General features: G+C 42.9%; 19 protein-coding genes and 1 other annotated feature (1 of these 20 cut by a window edge). All 19 genes read left to right on the top strand.

Going from position 1 to position 16,680, the window contains the following annotated elements; genetic code table 11:
* Positions 1-56: the end of a protein-arginine kinase activator protein McsA gene (mcsA, locus tag ABZM97_RS00565; RefSeq protein ID WP_087991670.1), read on the top strand. Its footprint begins 502 nt before the window's first position; only the last 56 of its 558 coding nucleotides appear in the window; its start codon lies off the left edge, out of view; it ends in the stop codon at positions 54-56.
* Positions 56-1,147 (top strand): protein arginine kinase, encoded by a 1,092-nt coding sequence (locus tag ABZM97_RS00570; RefSeq protein WP_087991671.1) that lies wholly within the window; start codon positions 56-58, stop codon positions 1,145-1,147. The genes mcsA and ABZM97_RS00570 overlap by 1 nt, the downstream gene beginning before the upstream one ends.
* A complete protein-coding gene (gene clpC / locus ABZM97_RS00575; RefSeq protein ID WP_087991672.1) occupies positions 1,144-3,576 on the top strand; it encodes an ATP-dependent protease ATP-binding subunit ClpC in 2,433 nt (810 codons plus the stop codon). Before ABZM97_RS00570 ends, clpC begins: the two co-directional genes overlap by 4 nt.
* A 91-nt stretch (positions 3,577-3,667) precedes the next feature.
* The gene (gene radA / locus ABZM97_RS00580; protein WP_087991673.1) at positions 3,668-5,044 is read left to right on the top strand and encodes a DNA repair protein RadA; all 1,377 of its coding nucleotides are present in this window, start codon (positions 3,668-3,670) and stop codon (positions 5,042-5,044) included.
* Between the two features lie 3 nt (positions 5,045-5,047).
* On the top strand, positions 5,048-6,130 hold the full coding sequence (disA, locus tag ABZM97_RS00585) for a DNA integrity scanning diadenylate cyclase DisA (RefSeq protein WP_087991674.1): 1,083 nt from the start codon (positions 5,048-5,050) through the stop codon (positions 6,128-6,130).
* 116 nt (positions 6,131-6,246) lie between these two features.
* Positions 6,247-7,347, top strand: coding sequence for a PIN/TRAM domain-containing protein (locus ABZM97_RS00590; protein ID WP_087991675.1), 1,101 nt, complete (start codon positions 6,247-6,249; stop codon positions 7,345-7,347).
* Positions 7,348-7,361: 14 nt separating this feature from the next.
* Positions 7,362-8,060, top strand: a complete 699-nt coding sequence (gene ispD, locus ABZM97_RS00595) for a 2-C-methyl-D-erythritol 4-phosphate cytidylyltransferase (protein ID WP_253268768.1) — start codon at positions 7,362-7,364, stop codon at positions 8,058-8,060.
* Positions 8,053-8,529: a 2-C-methyl-D-erythritol 2,4-cyclodiphosphate synthase gene (ispF, locus tag ABZM97_RS00600; RefSeq protein ID WP_087991677.1), complete on the top strand. Its 477-nt coding sequence runs from the start codon at positions 8,053-8,055 to the stop codon at positions 8,527-8,529. Before ispD ends, ispF begins: the two co-directional genes overlap by 8 nt.
* A 90-nt stretch (positions 8,530-8,619) precedes the next feature.
* Entirely contained in the window at positions 8,620-10,074 is a 1,455-nt protein-coding gene (gene gltX, locus ABZM97_RS00605) for a glutamate--tRNA ligase (RefSeq protein ID WP_087991678.1), read from the top strand.
* Positions 10,073-10,303: a binding site (T-box leader), on the top strand. Its footprint overlaps the gene before it by 2 nt.
* A gap of 70 nt (positions 10,304-10,373) precedes the next feature.
* Positions 10,374-11,027, top strand: a complete 654-nt coding sequence (gene cysE / locus ABZM97_RS00610; RefSeq protein ID WP_087991715.1) for a serine O-acetyltransferase — start codon at positions 10,374-10,376, stop codon at positions 11,025-11,027.
* Complete coding sequence (cysS, locus tag ABZM97_RS00615) at positions 11,024-12,424, top strand: cysteine--tRNA ligase (protein ID WP_087991679.1); 1,401 nt, start codon at positions 11,024-11,026, stop codon at positions 12,422-12,424. The genes cysE and cysS overlap by 4 nt, the downstream gene beginning before the upstream one ends.
* A 3-nt stretch (positions 12,425-12,427) precedes the next feature.
* Positions 12,428-12,859, top strand: coding sequence for a mini-ribonuclease 3 (locus ABZM97_RS00620; RefSeq protein WP_087991680.1), 432 nt, complete (start codon positions 12,428-12,430; stop codon positions 12,857-12,859).
* A complete protein-coding gene (gene rlmB / locus ABZM97_RS00625) occupies positions 12,843-13,592 on the top strand; it encodes a 23S rRNA (guanosine(2251)-2'-O)-methyltransferase RlmB (protein WP_064814479.1) in 750 nt (249 codons plus the stop codon). Before ABZM97_RS00620 ends, rlmB begins: the two co-directional genes overlap by 17 nt.
* Before the next feature lie 6 nt (positions 13,593-13,598).
* Positions 13,599-14,111, top strand: a complete 513-nt coding sequence (gene rae1, locus ABZM97_RS00630) for a ribosome-dependent mRNA decay endonuclease Rae1/YacP (protein ID WP_003225756.1) — start codon at positions 13,599-13,601, stop codon at positions 14,109-14,111.
* Between the two features lie 62 nt (positions 14,112-14,173).
* Entirely contained in the window at positions 14,174-14,830 is a 657-nt protein-coding gene (sigH, locus tag ABZM97_RS00635; protein WP_087991681.1) for an RNA polymerase sporulation sigma factor SigH, read from the top strand.
* A 92-nt stretch (positions 14,831-14,922) separates the two neighbouring features.
* Positions 14,923-15,072: a 50S ribosomal protein L33 gene (rpmG, locus tag ABZM97_RS00640; protein WP_003156421.1), complete on the top strand. Its 150-nt coding sequence runs from the start codon at positions 14,923-14,925 to the stop codon at positions 15,070-15,072.
* 33 nt (positions 15,073-15,105) lie between these two features.
* Entirely contained in the window at positions 15,106-15,285 is a 180-nt protein-coding gene (gene secE, locus ABZM97_RS00645) for a preprotein translocase subunit SecE (protein WP_010327716.1), read from the top strand.
* A gap of 177 nt (positions 15,286-15,462) precedes the next feature.
* Positions 15,463-15,996, top strand: coding sequence for a transcription termination/antitermination protein NusG (nusG, locus tag ABZM97_RS00650; RefSeq protein ID WP_010332761.1), 534 nt, complete (start codon positions 15,463-15,465; stop codon positions 15,994-15,996).
* Between the two features lie 167 nt (positions 15,997-16,163).
* A complete protein-coding gene (rplK, locus tag ABZM97_RS00655) occupies positions 16,164-16,589 on the top strand; it encodes a 50S ribosomal protein L11 (protein WP_003156430.1) in 426 nt (141 codons plus the stop codon).
* The last annotated feature ends 91 nt before the right edge of the window (positions 16,590-16,680 follow it).

Genomic DNA, 16,680 nt, shown 5'->3' on the forward strand with positions numbered 1-16,680 from the left:
TTCGTTCATTAGAGCAATCACTCAAAAGTACAGATAGTGAGGAGGAACAGGGGTAATGTCGCTAAAGCATTTTATTCAGGACGCACTAAGCAGTTGGATGAAGCAGAAAGGACCTGAAAGTGACATTGTACTCAGCAGCCGCATACGTTTAGCAAGGAACTTTGAACATATACGGTTCCCTACGCGGTATTCCAATGAAGAAGCCTCATCCATCATACAGCAGTTTGAAGATCAGTTTTCAGGACAAGAAATTCCCGAAATCGGCAAATTCGTTTTGATCAGAATGCATGATGCACAGTCTTTAGAAAAGCGTGTATTAGTGGAAAAACATCTCATCAGTCCGAATCTGACAGAATCCCCTTTTGGAGGTTGTTTGCTTTCTGAAAATGAGGAAGTAAGCGTCATGATAAATGAAGAGGATCATATTAGAATACAGTGTCTTTTTCCTGGATTTCAGCTTTTAGAAGCAATGAAAGCCGCAAACCAGGTCGACGACTGGATTGAAGAAAAAGTTGATTATGCATTCAATGAGCAAAGAGGATACTTAACCAGCTGTCCTACAAATGTAGGTACGGGTTTAAGGGCTTCAGTCATGATGCATCTGCCGGCATTGGTTTTAACTAGGCAAATAAATCGAATTATACCGGCAATTAATCAATTAGGCTTAGTTGTTAGAGGAATTTATGGGGAAGGCAGCGAAGCAGTAGGGAATATCTTTCAAATTTCAAATCAGATTACGCTTGGTAAGCCAGAGCAGGATATTGTGGATGACCTTAACAGTGTTGCTGCCCAGCTGATTGAACAAGAACGATCTGCCCGAGAAGCGCTTTATCAAACCTCTAAGATAGAACTTGAGGATCGGGTGTATCGATCTTACGGGGTCTTGTCCAATTGTCGGATGATAGAGTCGAAAGAGACTGCGAAGTGCCTTTCGGATGTCCGGTTAGGCATAGATCTAGGCATTATTAAAGGACTTTCAAGCAACATACTTAATGAACTAATGATTTTGACACAGCCAGGATTTTTACAGCAGTACTCGGGAGGCGCTTTGCGTCCGAACGAAAGGGACATTCGAAGAGCGGCTCTCATCAGAGAACGGCTTCACTTGGAAATGAATGGGAAAAGACAGGAGGATGAATCGATATGATGTTTGGAAGATTTACAGAACGAGCTCAAAAAGTACTGGCGCTTGCACAGGAAGAAGCACTTCGTTTAGGTCATAATAACATTGGCACTGAGCATATTTTATTAGGACTGGTACGAGAAGGAGAAGGGATTGCCGCTAAAGCTCTACAAGCGCTTGGACTTGGTTCAGATAAAATTCAAAAAGAAGTTGAAAGTTTGATCGGTCGCGGGCAGGAAATGTCTCAAACGATTCATTACACTCCAAGAGCTAAAAAGGTCATTGAGCTTTCAATGGATGAGGCAAGAAAACTAGGTCATTCTTATGTTGGAACAGAACATATTCTTCTTGGTCTGATTCGCGAAGGTGAAGGTGTTGCTGCAAGAGTTCTGAATAACCTCGGCGTCAGCTTAAATAAAGCTAGACAGCAAGTGCTCCAGCTTCTCGGAAGCAATGAAACAGGATCATCAGCGACAGGAACAAACAGCAATGCGAATACGCCTACGCTTGATAGCTTGGCAAGAGACTTAACTGCTATTGCGAAGGAAGACAGCCTAGACCCTGTAATCGGCAGAAGCAAGGAAATTCAGCGTGTAATCGAAGTGTTAAGCCGAAGAACGAAAAACAACCCTGTTCTCATTGGTGAGCCAGGTGTAGGTAAAACTGCAATCGCAGAAGGTTTGGCACAGCAAATTATTAATAACGAAGTTCCCGAGATCTTACGCGATAAACGCGTGATGACATTAGACATGGGAACAGTTGTTGCCGGCACTAAATACCGCGGTGAATTTGAGGATCGCCTGAAAAAAGTCATGGATGAAATTCGCCAGGCAGGAAACATCATTCTATTCATCGATGAGCTCCATACCTTAATCGGAGCGGGCGGAGCAGAAGGTGCCATTGATGCATCTAATATTTTAAAACCTTCACTTGCTCGCGGCGAACTTCAATGTATTGGAGCGACGACTCTTGATGAGTACCGTAAATATATTGAAAAAGATGCAGCATTGGAACGCCGTTTTCAGCCAATCCAGGTTGATCAGCCATCTGCAGATGAAAGCATTCAAATTTTACAAGGCTTGCGTGACAGATACGAAGCCCACCACCGTGTTTCTATCACTGATGATGCCATTGAAGCTGCGGTTAAGCTTTCTGACAGATATATTTCTGACCGTTTCCTTCCGGATAAAGCAATTGACTTGATTGATGAAGCGGGTTCAAAGGTTAGACTGCGCTCTTTTACCACGCCTCCTAACTTAAAAGAGCTTGAACAGAAGCTTGATGAGGTTCGTAAAGAGAAGGATGCGGCGGTGCAGAGCCAAGAGTTTGAAAAAGCGGCCTCCTTGCGCGACACTGAGCAGCGCTTGCGCGAGCAAGTAGAGGATACAAAAAAATCATGGAAAGAGAAGCAAGGGCAGGAAAACTCAGAGGTTACTGTTGATGATATTGCGATGGTTGTATCTAGCTGGACTGGTGTGCCAGTATCTAAAATCGCTCAAACCGAAACAGATAAGCTTCTCAATATGGAGAGCATTCTTCACTCCCGTGTCATCGGCCAGGATGAAGCGGTTGTCGCTGTTGCAAAAGCAGTCAGACGCGCAAGAGCAGGGTTAAAAGATCCTAAACGCCCAATCGGCTCATTCATTTTCTTAGGCCCTACAGGTGTGGGTAAAACAGAGCTGGCGCGAGCACTTGCTGAATCCATTTTCGGCGATGAAGAAGCCATGATCAGAATTGATATGTCTGAATACATGGAAAAACACTCGACTTCAAGACTTGTCGGTTCACCTCCGGGATATGTGGGATACGATGAAGGCGGTCAATTAACAGAGAAAGTAAGAAGAAAACCGTACTCTGTGGTGCTTCTTGATGAGATTGAGAAAGCACACCCAGATGTCTTCAATATTTTATTGCAAGTTCTTGAAGACGGGCGTTTGACTGACTCTAAAGGACGTACAGTCGATTTCCGCAATACGATTCTGATTATGACATCAAACGTCGGAGCAAGTGAACTGAAACGCAATAAATATGTCGGCTTTAACGTTCAGGATGAGACGCAAAATCATAAAGACATGAAAGATAAAGTGATGGGTGAACTGAAACGCGCGTTCAGACCGGAGTTTATCAACCGGATTGATGAAATCATTGTCTTCCATTCACTTGAGAAAAAACACCTTACTGAAATCGTGTCATTAATGTCTGACCAATTAACGAAACGTCTGAAAGAACAGGATCTTTCTATCGAATTGACAGATGCTGCAAAAGCGAAAGTCGCGGAAGAGGGTGTTGATCTGGAATACGGTGCCCGTCCGTTAAGAAGAGCTATCCAAAAACATGTAGAAGACCGTTTATCTGAAGAACTCCTCAGAGGAAATATTCATAAAGGACAGCATATCGTTCTCGATGTAGAAGACGGCGAAATTGTCGTAAAAACGACTGCTAAAACGAATTAATATAGAAGACGAAAATGAGGCATACAGCATGTAAGTGTATGCCTCACTTTCATATCAAGAAATAGAACAAGGGAGAGGTCTTACACTATATATGGCTAAAACAAAATCGAAATTCATCTGCCAATCCTGCGGTTATGAGTCTCCAAAATGGATGGGGAAATGTCCGGGCTGCGGTGCTTGGAATACAATGGTGGAAGAAATGATTAAAAAGGCACCGGCCAATCGGAGAGCGGCTTTTTCTCATTCTGTTCAAACTGTACAGAAACCTTCACCTATTACATCAATCGAAACATCAGATGAACCCCGCGTCAAAACCAAGCTTGGCGAATTTAACAGGGTACTCGGCGGAGGTGTCGTTAAAGGCTCACTTGTTTTAATCGGCGGCGATCCCGGTATCGGAAAGTCAACGTTATTACTGCAAGTTTCTGCTCAATTATCAGATTCATCGAACAGTGTGCTGTACATTTCGGGAGAAGAATCGGTCAAACAAACGAAACTTAGAGCAGACCGTCTCGGCATTAATAGTCCGTCGCTGCATGTTTTATCTGAAACCGATATGGAGTATATTTCGTCTGCTATACAAGAGATGAATCCAGCGTTTGTCGTTGTTGACTCTATTCAAACGGTTTACCAAAGCGATATCACATCGGCTCCCGGCAGCGTGTCACAGGTCAGAGAATGTACGGCTGAGCTGATGAAAATCGCCAAAACAAAAGGCATTCCGATTTTTATCGTAGGACACGTGACAAAAGAAGGGTCTATTGCAGGGCCGAGATTGTTGGAGCATATGGTTGACACTGTTTTATATTTTGAAGGAGAACGTCACCATACCTTCCGTATTTTGCGGGCTGTAAAAAACCGTTTTGGTTCTACAAACGAAATGGGTATTTTTGAAATGCGCGAAGAGGGGCTCACCGAGGTTTTGAATCCTTCAGAAATTTTCTTGGAAGAACGCTCAGCGGGATCTGCAGGCTCGAGTATAACTGCCTCTATGGAAGGCACAAGGCCGATTCTCGTTGAAATCCAGGCGCTTATCTCGCCGACAAGCTTTGGCAATCCGCGGCGTATGGCAACGGGAATAGACCATAACAGGGTTTCGCTGTTAATGGCCGTGTTAGAAAAAAGAGTTGGGCTGCTGCTGCAAAATCAGGATGCTTATTTGAAAGTGGCCGGCGGCGTAAAGCTTGATGAACCGGCAATTGACCTTGCCATTGCGATCAGTATCGCGTCAAGCTTTAGAGATACACCTCCAAATCCTGCCGATTGTTTTATAGGTGAAGTGGGATTAACCGGAGAAGTCCGGCGGGTTTCAAGAATTGAACAGCGTGTGAAGGAAGCTGCTAAGCTTGGTTTTAAACGCATGATCATACCCGCGGCAAATCTGGATGGATGGACAAAACCAAAAGGGATTGAGGTTATCGGAGTAGCAAATGTTGCAGAGGCGCTTCGTACTTCATTAGGAGGATAATAGATGGAAAAAGAGAAAAAAGGGGCGAAACACGAGTTAGACCTGTCATCTATATTGCAGTTTGTTGCTCCGGGTACTCCGCTCAGAGCTGGAATCGAAAATGTACTGAGAGCAAATACAGGCGGTCTGATTGTTGTTGGATATAACGATAAAGTAAAAGAAGTTGTGGATGGCGGTTTCCATATTAACACTGCTTTTTCTCCGGCACACTTATATGAGCTGGCTAAAATGGATGGGGCGATTATTTTAAGTGATTCTGGTCAAAAGATCCTATACGCCAATACACAGCTGATGCCTGAAGCCACAATTTCTTCATCAGAAACAGGAATGCGGCACAGAACCGCCGAAAGAGTAGCTAAGCAAACTGGCTGTCTCGTGATCGCTATTTCTGAAAGAAGAAATGTCATAACGTTATATCAGGAAAACATGAAGTATACACTAAAAGACATAGGATTTATTTTAACCAAAGCGAACCAAGCCATTCAAACACTTGAAAAATATAAGACAATCCTCGACAAAACGATTAATGCACTGAATGCATTAGAGTTTGAGGAGCTTGTTACCTTCAGTGATGTCTTGTCCGTCATGCATCGTTATGAAATGGTGCTGCGAATCAAAAACGAAATCAACATGTATATCAAAGAGCTTGGAACAGAAGGCCATTTGATTAAACTGCAAGTCATTGAATTGATTACGGATATGGAAGAAGAGGCGGCTTTATTTATCAAGGATTATGTGAAAGAAAAAATTAAAGACCCGTTTGTTCTCTTGAAAGAGCTGCAGGATATGTCCAGCTATGATCTGCTGGATGATTCCATTGTTTATAAACTGCTCGGTTACCCGGCTTCTACAAATCTTGATGATTATGTACTGGCAAGAGGATACAGGCTGTTAAATAAGATCCCGCGTCTTCCTATGCCGATTGTGGAAAATGTTGTAGAAGCATTTGGAGTTCTCCCAAGGATTATTGAAGCGAGTGCAGAAGATTTAGATGAAGTAGAGGGAATCGGCGAAGTACGAGCCCAAAAGATTAAAAAAGGATTAAAACGGCTGCAAGAGAAGCATTATTTAGACAGACAGCTGTGATTTCGGTTAAAACCTTATGAAAACGGGTATATTAATGTTGGTTTTTGTTTATTCTGATATTCGTAGGATGCATAAAATCTTGTGAAAATAAAATGTTTAAAAAAGGAGGTGGGGGTATGTTAAAACGAATAGTTCAGGCGTTCTTCATTATTTTCGGCGGCGTTGTTGGTATATTTTTAATACCTGAATTGTTTGTACTGTTAAGTATACAGGACATACCTTTAATAACAAACGCATATACGTCTGCGGCAATAGGAGCAATTATCTTTTTTCTCATCAGTATATGGGGTACAGATTACGTTGTGAACTGGATGAAGTGGATAGAGGATTCATTGTTAAAAGCGCCGGTTCCAGATTTGTTGTTTGGAAGTCTTGGCTTGGTTTTTGGACTTATAATTGCTTATCTTATCGTAAATGTTATTCCTTTAGACAATATACCTTACCGCATATTCAGCACAATCATCCCTGTGTTTTTAGCTTTCTTCCTCGGTTATCTAGGCTTCCAGGTGGGCTTTAAGAAAAAGGATGAATTGATCAGTCTGTTTTCCATTTCCGCCAGAATGCAAAAGAAAAAAGGACCAGCCGATGAAGAACATGAGGTTGAGGACAAGAAGCTGAAAATTTTGGACACAAGTGTTATTATTGATGGGAGAATTGCAGATATTTGTCAGACTGGTTTTTTAGAAGGGATTATCGTGATTCCGCAGTTTGTCCTTGAGGAATTACAGCATATTGCTGACTCTTCGGATGTTCTAAAACGGAACAGAGGACGGCGCGGTCTTGATATCCTGAATCGCATTCAGAAAGAATTAGACATTGAAGTTGAAATTTATGAAGGCGACTTTGAAGATATTCAGGAAGTTGACAGCAAGCTCGTCAAGCTCGCTAAGCTGACATCAGGGGTCGTCGTGACGAATGATTTTAATTTAAATAAAGTATGCGAGCTTCAGAAGGTAGCGGTATTAAACATTAATGACCTTGCCAATGCGGTCAAGCCTGTCGTGCTTCCTGGCGAGGAAATGAATGTTCAGGTCATTAAGGACGGGAAAGAGCATAATCAGGGAGTTGCCTACTTGGATGACGGTACGATGATTGTCGTTGAAGAAGGACGCAATTATATCGGAAAGCATATAGATGTACTCGTTACAAGTGTGCTGCAGACAGCAGCGGGACGAATGATTTTTGCTAAGCCTAAGCTGTTGGAGAAGGCGCTGTAAAGGGAGAAAAAACAATGAGTTATGATGTGGTGATTCTTGCAGCCGGACAGGGAAAACGGATGAAGGCAGGGAGAAATAAACTGTTCATTGAGCTGAAAGGAGACCCGGTGATCATACACACGTTAAGAGTGTTTGACAGCCACCGGCCGTGCGAAAAAATCATTTTGGTGATTAATGAGCGGGAGCGGGAGGATTTTCAGCAATTGCTGACCAATTATCGTTTTCAAACCGCTATTGAGCTTGTTGCAGGCGGAGATGAGCGTCAGCACAGTGTTTATAAGGGGCTGAAAGCCGTGAAACAAGAAAAGATAGTCCTTGTTCACGACGGCGCCCGGCCTTTTATAAAACATGAACAAATTGACGAATTGGTCGATGAAGCGGAACAAGCAGGAGCGGCCATCCTCGCTGTCCCGGTAAAAGATACGATTAAACGCGTTCAAGATTTACAAGTCAGTGAGACGATTGAACGTTCAAGCTTGTGGGCTGTCCAAACACCACAAGCTTTTCGTCTTTCTTTATTGATAAAGGCTCACGCTGAGGCCGAGCACAAGGGATTTTTAGGGACAGATGACGCCAGCCTCGTTGAAGAGATGGAAGGCGTTTCGGTCCGTGTTGTAGAAGGCAGGTATACAAATATTAAGTTGACGACGCCAGACGACTTGACGTCAGCTGAAGCGATCATGGACTCAGAAAGTGGGAATAAACATGTTTAGAATTGGACAAGGATTTGATGTGCATCAATTAGTTGAGGGCCGTCCTTTGATTATTGGCGGAATTGAGATCCCTTATGAAAAAGGGCTGCTCGGCCATTCTGATGCAGACGTATTGCTGCATACCGTCGCTGACGCCTGTCTGGGAGCTGTGGGAGAAGGTGACATCGGCAAGCATTTTCCTGATACTGCTCCTGAATTCAAGGACGCAGATTCTTTCAAATTACTTCAGCATGTCTGGGGGATCGTGAAACAGAAGGGCTATGTTCTTGGAAACATTGACTGCACCATCATTGCACAGAAGCCGAAGATGCTGCCGTACATAGAAGATATGAGAAAAAGAATCGCCGAAGGGCTTGATGCAGACGTTTCTCAAGTGAATGTAAAAGCAACAACGACAGAAAAGCTTGGATTTACAGGCCGGGCGGAAGGAATAGCGGCTCAAGCGACAGTACTGATACAAAAAGGCTAACTTGTTTTGATGCCGGGTGTATTTGGTGGTAGAATAGATTCATACATTTTAGCCTGAGGCCATACATGACATGAAAGGAAGTATTTGAAAATGGGAAACGAAGTACGCGTCCGTTATGCACCGAGTCCAACCGGACATTTGCATATTGGAAATGCCAGAACGGCGCTTTTTAATTATTTATTTGCCCGCAACCAAGGCGGTAAGTTTATTATTCGTGTTGAGGACACTGATAAAAAGCGCAATATTGAGGGCGGAGAACAAAGCCAGCTGAATTATCTGAAATGGCTCGGTATTGACTGGGATGAGAGTGTCGATGTCGGCGGTGAATACGGTCCATATCGTCAGTCAGAGCGTAACGATATCTATAAAGTGTACTATGAAGAGCTGCTTGAAAAAGGGCTTGCTTATAAATGTTACTGTACGGAAGAAGAGCTTGAAAAAGAGCGTGAAGAACAGATTGCCCGCGGAGAAATGCCGCGCTATTCCGGAAAACACAGAAATCTGACTCAGGAAGAACAGGAGAAATTTATTGCTGAAGGCAGAAAACCGAGTATTCGTTTCCGCGTGCCGGAAGGAAAAGTCATCGCCTTCAATGATATCGTAAAAGGCGAAATTACTTTCGAGTCAGATGGCATTGGCGACTTTGTTATTGTGAAAAAAGACGGAACGCCGACTTACAACTTCGCGGTAGCTATTGACGACTACTTAATGAAAATGACACATGTGCTGCGCGGTGAGGATCATATTTCTAACACACCGAAACAGATTATGATCTACCAAGCATTCGGATGGGATGTTCCTCAGTTCGGACACATGACGCTGATCGTCAATGAAAGCCGTAAAAAGCTCAGCAAACGTGATGAGTCCATTATTCAATTCATAGAGCAGTATAAAGAGCTTGGCTACTTGCCAGAAGCGCTGTTCAACTTTATCGGTCTGCTTGGCTGGTCACCGGTTGGAGAAGAAGAGCTATTCACAAGAGAACAGTTTATTGACATTTTTGATGTAAACCGTTTATCTAAATCACCAGCTTTGTTTGATATGCATAAGCTAAAATGGGTTAACAACCAATATGTGAAGAAGCTGGATCTTGATCAGGTTGTTGAACTGACTCTTCCGCATTTGCAAAAGGCCGGAAAAGTCGGTACTGAGCTTTCTGCTGAAGAACAAGAATGGGTTCGTAAACTGATTTCCCTTTACCATGAGCAATTAAGCTACGGTGCGGAGATTGTTGAGCTGACTGATTTGTTCTTTACGGATAAGATCGAGTATAATCAAGAAGCAAAAGCTGTTCTGGAAGAGGAACAGGTTCCTGAAGTGCTCAGCACATTCGCTGCGAAGCTTGAAGAACTTGAGGAGTTCACTCCGGATAACATCAAAGCATCGATCAAAGCAGTGCAGAAAGAAACTGGCCATAAAGGGAAAAAACTGTTTATGCCGATCCGTGTTGCTGTAACAGGCCAGACTCACGGTCCGGAACTGCCGCAATCAATTGAATTGATCGGTAAAGAGATTGCGATTCAGCGTTTAAAAACATCTAAATAGATGATTGTTGACAGGGAAGAGTATAAAGCTTTAGGCCATTACAGAAAGGATCTTCATTGGCTGAGAGAGATCCATGAGCCGGGTTTTAGAAGTGCGCCCTTAAGACCTTTGAAGAACATTTTTCGAAATCAGTATTCAAAGGCGGCCGCCGCCGTTACAGGCTGAAGTTGGGAGAGCAGAAGTCTGCTTTTCAAACAGAGTGGAACCGCGCGGTTAAAGCGTCTCTGTCATGTTTGCATGCAGAGGCGCTTTTTTTATTGGGTAGAGGAAATCAGATGGAGAGAAATGGGGGGAAGCATGTGTTTTTTAGAATGCTCAAAGAAGACATTGATACAGTGTTCGATCAAGATCCAGCAGCAAGAAGCTATTTTGAAGTGATTTTAACTTATTCCGGTTTACATGCTATATGGGCGCATCGGATTGCACATGCTTTATATAAACGAAAATTTTATTTCCTTGCACGCCTTATATCTCAAGTAAGCCGATTTTTTACCGGGATCGAAATCCACCCCGGCGCTACAATCGGGAGAAGATTCTTCATAGACCATGGTATGGGGGTTGTCATTGGGGAGACATGTGAAATCGGTAATAACGTCACCGTTTTTCAGGGGGTTACCCTCGGGGGAACGGGGAAAGAAAAGGGAAAAAGGCACCCAACGATTAAAAATGACGCATTGATAGCCACAGGTGCTAAAGTGCTCGGTTCGATTACTGTCGGTGAAGGCTCAAAGATTGGTGCCGGTTCAGTAGTGTTGCACGACGTTCCTGATTTTTCAACAGTTGTCGGCATCCCTGGACGGGTCGTTGTACAAAATGGCAAGAAAGTAAGACGCGATTTAAACCATCAGGATTTGCCCGATCCGGTTGCTGATCGCTTTAAGTCTTTGGAACAGCAGATTTTAGAGCTGAAGGCAGAAATTGAAGACAGAAAAGAAAGGATCAATCAAAAATGACAATCACACTTTATAATACATTGACTAGACAGAAGGAAACATTCGTTCCTCTTGAAGAGGGAAAAGTGAAAATGTACGTGTGCGGACCGACGGTTTACAATTACATTCACATCGGGAACGCGCGTCCCGCTATCGTTTATGATACGGTTCGAAATTATCTGGAGTATAAAGGCTATGATGTGCAGTATGTCTCTAACTTTACAGACGTAGACGATAAATTAATAAAAGCGGCAAATGAACTTGGTGAGGATGTGCCTGCCATTTCAGAGCGTTTTATTAAAGCATACTTTGAAGATGTAGGTGCGCTCGGCTGCCGAAAAGCCGACCTTCATCCGCGAGTGATGGAAAACATGGATGTGATTATCGAGTTCGTAGATCAGCTCGTGAAAAAGGGCTACGCTTATGAATCAGAAGGTGACGTTTATTTCAAAACAAGAGCATTTGAAGGGTATGGAAAGCTTTCTCAGCAATCAATTGATGAACTGAGATCAGGTGCACGCATCCGGGTCGGTGAGAAAAAAGAAGATGCTCTTGATTTCGCGCTGTGGAAAGCGGCGAAAGACGGAGAAATCTCTTGGGATAGCCCTTGGGGTAAAGGACGTCCGGGCTGGCATATTGAATGCTCAGCGATGGTGAAAAAGTATTTGGGTGACCAGATTGATATCCATGCGGGCGGACAGGATTTAACCTTCCCTCACCATGAAAATGAAATTGCGCAATCTGAGGCGCTGACAGGCAAAACGTTTGCGAAGTACTGGCTCCATAATGGCTATATCAATATTGATAATGAAAAGATGTCAAAATCACTGGGCAACTTTGTGCTTGTGCATGACATCATTAAACAGCATGATCCGCAGCTTTTAAGATTCTTTATGCTATCTGTTCATTATCGTCATCCCATTAACTATTCAGAAGAACTTTTGGAGAATACCAAAAGTGCGTTTAACCGTTTGAAAACAGCGTACAGCAACCTCCAGCACCGTCTGAACAGCAGTACGAATTTAACGGAAGATGACGATCAATGGCTGGAGAAAGTGGAAGAGCACCGCAAAGCATTCGAAGAAGCGATGGACGATGATTTTAATACGGCGAATGCCATTTCTGTCTTATTCGACTTAGCGAAGCATGCTAATTATTATCTTCAGAAAGATCATACGGCTGATCATGTGATTACGGCGTTTATTGAGATGTTTAACCGCATTGTTTCTGTCCTCGGTTTTTCATTGGGAGAGCAGGAACTGCTTGATCAAGAGATTGAAGACTTAATCGAAAAAAGAAATGAAGCGCGCCGGAATCGCGATTTTGCATTGTCAGATCAGATCCGCGACCAGCTGAAAAGCATGAATATCATTCTTGAAGATACGGCTCAAGGCACTCGCTGGAAACGGGGAGAATAACGGATGCTTGATTTTGAGACGATAAAAGATTCAAAGCAGCTTAACGGTCTTGCGCTTGCTTATATAGGTGATGCCATTTTTGAAGTGTATGTCAGGCATCACCTGCTTAAGCAGGGCTTTACCAAACCAAATGATCTTCATAAGAAATCAAGCCGGATTGTTTCGGCAAAGTCACAGGCTGAGATCCTATTCTTTCTGCAGGATCAATCATTTTTTACGGAAGAAGAGGAAGCGGTGCTGAAAAGAGGCAGAAATGCCAAGTCGGGAACGACACCTAAAAATACAGATGTTCAGACGTACCGCTACAGTACGGCATTTGAAGCGCTGCTTGGCTACCTTTTTCTAGAGAAAAAAGAGGATAGACTTAGTCAGCTCGTTGCCGAAGCTATACAATTCGGGACGTCAGGGAGGAAAACAAATGAGTCAGCAACATGATTACGTCATAGGAAAAAATGCAGTGATCGAAACGTTAAAATCAGATCGGAAGCTGTATAAGCTGTGGATGGCGGAAAACACCGTAAAGGGACAAGCACAGCAGGTGATTGAACTTGCGAAAAAGCAGGGAATCACGATTCAATATGTCCCGAGAAAAAAACTCGATCAAATGGTGACAGGGCAGCATCAAGGCGTAGTGGCACAGGTTGCCGCTTATGAATATGCGGAACTGGATGATTTATATAAAGCAGCCGAAGAAAGAAATGAACAGCCTTTCTTCCTTATTTTGGACGAACTTGAAGACCCTCATAATCTTGGTTCCATTATGAGAACAGCTGATGCGGTAGGCGCCCATGGCATCGTGATTCCAAAACGGAGAGCTGTCGGGCTGACAACAACAGTGGCAAAAGCATCAACAGGCGCGATCGAGCATATCCCTGTGGTGAAAGTAACCAATCTGGCACGAACGTTAGAAGAGATGAAAGAGCGGGGTATCTGGGTTGTCGGAACGGATGCGTCTGCGCGTGAGGATTACCGCAATATGGACGGCAATATGCCTTTGGCTTTAGTTATCGGAAGTGAAGGAAAAGGAATGGGCCGCCTCGTTAAAGAAAAGTGTGATTTTCTCATTAAACTCCCGATGGCCGGGAAGGTAACTTCACTGAATGCATCTGTAGCGGCTGGTCTTTTGATGTATGAAGTCTATCGGAAACGAAACCCTCTGGGAGAATAAAGACTTATGGATATCCTGTTAGTAGACGGATACAACATGATTGGAGCCTGGCCGCAGCTGAAGGATTTAAAAGCGAACAGTTTTGAAGAGGCGAGAGACGTACTGATTCAGAAAATGGCGGAATATCAATCGTATACAGGAAACAGGGTTATTGTTGTTTTTGACGCGCATCTCGTAAAAGGGCTTGAGAAAAAACAGACCAACCACAGAGTTGAAGTGATTTTTACAAAAGAAAATGAAACGGCTGATGAGCGGATAGAAAAGCTTGCTCAGGCGTTGAATAATATCGCGACTCAAATTCATGTCGCGACCTCTGATTATACTGAACAGTGGGCGATTTTCGGACAGGGGGCATTGCGGAAATCGGCCCGGGAGCTTTTGAGAGAGGTAGAAGCGATTGAAAGGCGAATAGAGAGACGGGTCAGAAAAATCACTTCCGAAAAGCCGGCGGGTAAAATTGCTTTATCAGAAGAGGTTTTGAAAACGTTTGAAAAGTGGAGGCGGGGGGACTTAGATTAAGTTGACGCTTTTTTGCCCAATACTGTATAATATTTCTATCTACGTGCGCCGGGGGGATCGGAGTGAATCTACAGAACAACAAGGGAAAATTCAACAAAGAACAGTTTTGTCAGTTGGAGGACGAGCAGGTCATTGAAAAGGTTCATGTTGGGGACAGTGATGCGTTAGATTACTTGATTACGAAGTACCGAAACTTTGTTCGGGCAAAAGCAAGATCCTATTTTTTAATAGGAGCGGACAGAGAGGATATTGTTCAGGAAGGTATGATAGGCCTTTATAAGTCTATTCGCGACTTTAAAGAGGACAAGCTTACCTCATTCAAAGCTTTCGCAGAATTATGTATTACCCGCCAAATTATTACCGCAATAAAGACAGCTACTCGCCAGAAACACATTCCTTTGAATTCCTACGTCTCATTAGATAAACCGATTTTTGATGAAGAATCAGACCGAACGCTGCTTGATGTTATTTCAGGAGCGAAAACCTTAAATCCTGAGGAAATGATCATCAACCAGGAAGAATTTGATGATATTGAAATGAAAATGGGAGAAATATTAAGTGATTTAGAGAGAAAAGTACTCGTCTTATATCTTGACGGGAGAAGTTACCAAGAGATTTCTGATGAACTGAACCGGCATGTGAAATCGATCGATAATGCCCTTCAGCGTGTGAAACGCAAGCTGGAGAAGTACTTGGAAATTCGCGAAATCAGTTTTTGATAGGGATTTAAGTGATATTGACAGTATTTTTCTTACTGTGATATGTTACTAAAGATAAGAACTAATGTCTATTTAGAAAAAGGTGTAATGACATGAGAAAAAAGATTACCTTGGCATGCAAGACTTGCGGAAACCGTAATTATACGACAATGAAGAGCTCTGCATCAGCGGCTGAGCGATTAGAAGTAAAGAAATACTGCAGTACTTGCAATTCACATACAGCTCATCTTGAAACAAAATAGTTTTTGCGCTTTTAAATTGTGGAGGTCTTTTACATGCGTATTATGAGATTCTTTAAAGATGTTGGGAAAGAAATGAAAAAGGTAAGCTGGCCTAAAGGAAAAGAGTTAACGCGTTATACCATTACGGTGATTTCAACAGTTATCTTTTTTATTATCTTTTTTGCCCTCCTTGATACAGGAATTTCTCAATTAATTCGTTTAATAGTTGAATAATGATCAGCAATACGTGCTATAATAGATCATAATATCACTTGCCAAAACCCGTTCAGCGGGTTTTTTATTGTGGCTTAAAATGAAAGTTATCATAGGCTTGACGCCTATTTTTTGAGCGTTATGGTAATTCACTAAAACCAAATGCGGGGAGGGAAGGACTGGACAGTCCTGAAGAGAATGGAAAAGAATTGGTATGTTGTTCACACGTACTCTGGTTATGAGAATAAAGTAAAAGCCAACTTGGAAAAACGTGTTGAATCAATGGGGATGCAAGATAAAATTTTCCGTGTAGTCGTACCTGAAGAAGAAGAAACGGATATCAAAAACGGCAAGAAAAAAGTGGTGAAAAAGAAAGTATTCCCTGGTTATGTGCTTGTTGAAATTGTAATGACAGACGACTCTTGGTATGTTGTCCGCAACACGCCGGGCGTTACTGGATTCGTAGGATCTGCCGGCTCTGGTTCAAAACCTACGGCGCTTCTTCCGGGCGAAGCAGAAACCATTCTGAAGAGAATGGGCATGGACGAACGCAAAACGGACATTGACTTTGAACTGAAAGAGACAGTGAAAGTAATAGACGGACCTTTTGCTAACTTTACTGGGTCAATTGAAGAGATTGATTATGATAAAAGCAAGGTCAAAGTTTTCGTTAATATGTTCGGCCGGGAAACGCCGGTTGAGCTGGAATTTACCCAAATCGATAAATTGTAATGTGAAAAAACTTGAAATTGCTATATATAAATGATAATATAGCAAAGGTACGTCTTGGACTTATCCAAGGCAACTAGCTTGATATTTCGTCATTCATATAAAGAATGAAACCTTGAGTGGGAGGGTTTACCCTATTACCACATCACGGACTTAAGGAGGTGTGTCTCGTGGCTAAAAAAGTAGTAAAAGTTGTAAAATTGCAAATTCCTGCTGGAAAAGCTAACCCAGCACCACCAGTTGGACCTGCACTTGGTCAAGCCGGTGTTAACATCATGGGATTCTGTAAGGAGTTCAACGCTCGTACAGCTGACCAAGCTGGTTTAATTATTCCTGTTGAAATTTCGGTTTACGAAGACCGTTCATTTACATTTATTACAAAAACTCCACCTGCTGCTGTATTGCTTAAAAAAGCGGCTGGAATTGAGTCTGGTTCTGGTGAACCAAACCGTAATAAAGTGGCAACCGTTAAGCGCGATAAAGTACGCGAAATCGCTGAAACGAAAATGCCTGACTTAAACGCAGCAGACGTTGAAGCGGCAATGCGCATGGTTGAAGGTACTGCCCGTAGTATGGGTATTGTAATCGAGGATTAATTTGTTTCTTGTCGGGTTGCGAGTTTTAACAAGTTCGCAACCCTTATTCGTGGGAGGTTATTCCGCTATAACCACATAAGGAGGAAATTTT

It is taken from the genome of Bacillus vallismortis (assembly GCF_040784915.1).
Classification (GTDB): Bacteria; Bacillota; Bacilli; order Bacillales; family Bacillaceae; genus Bacillus; species Bacillus subtilis_G.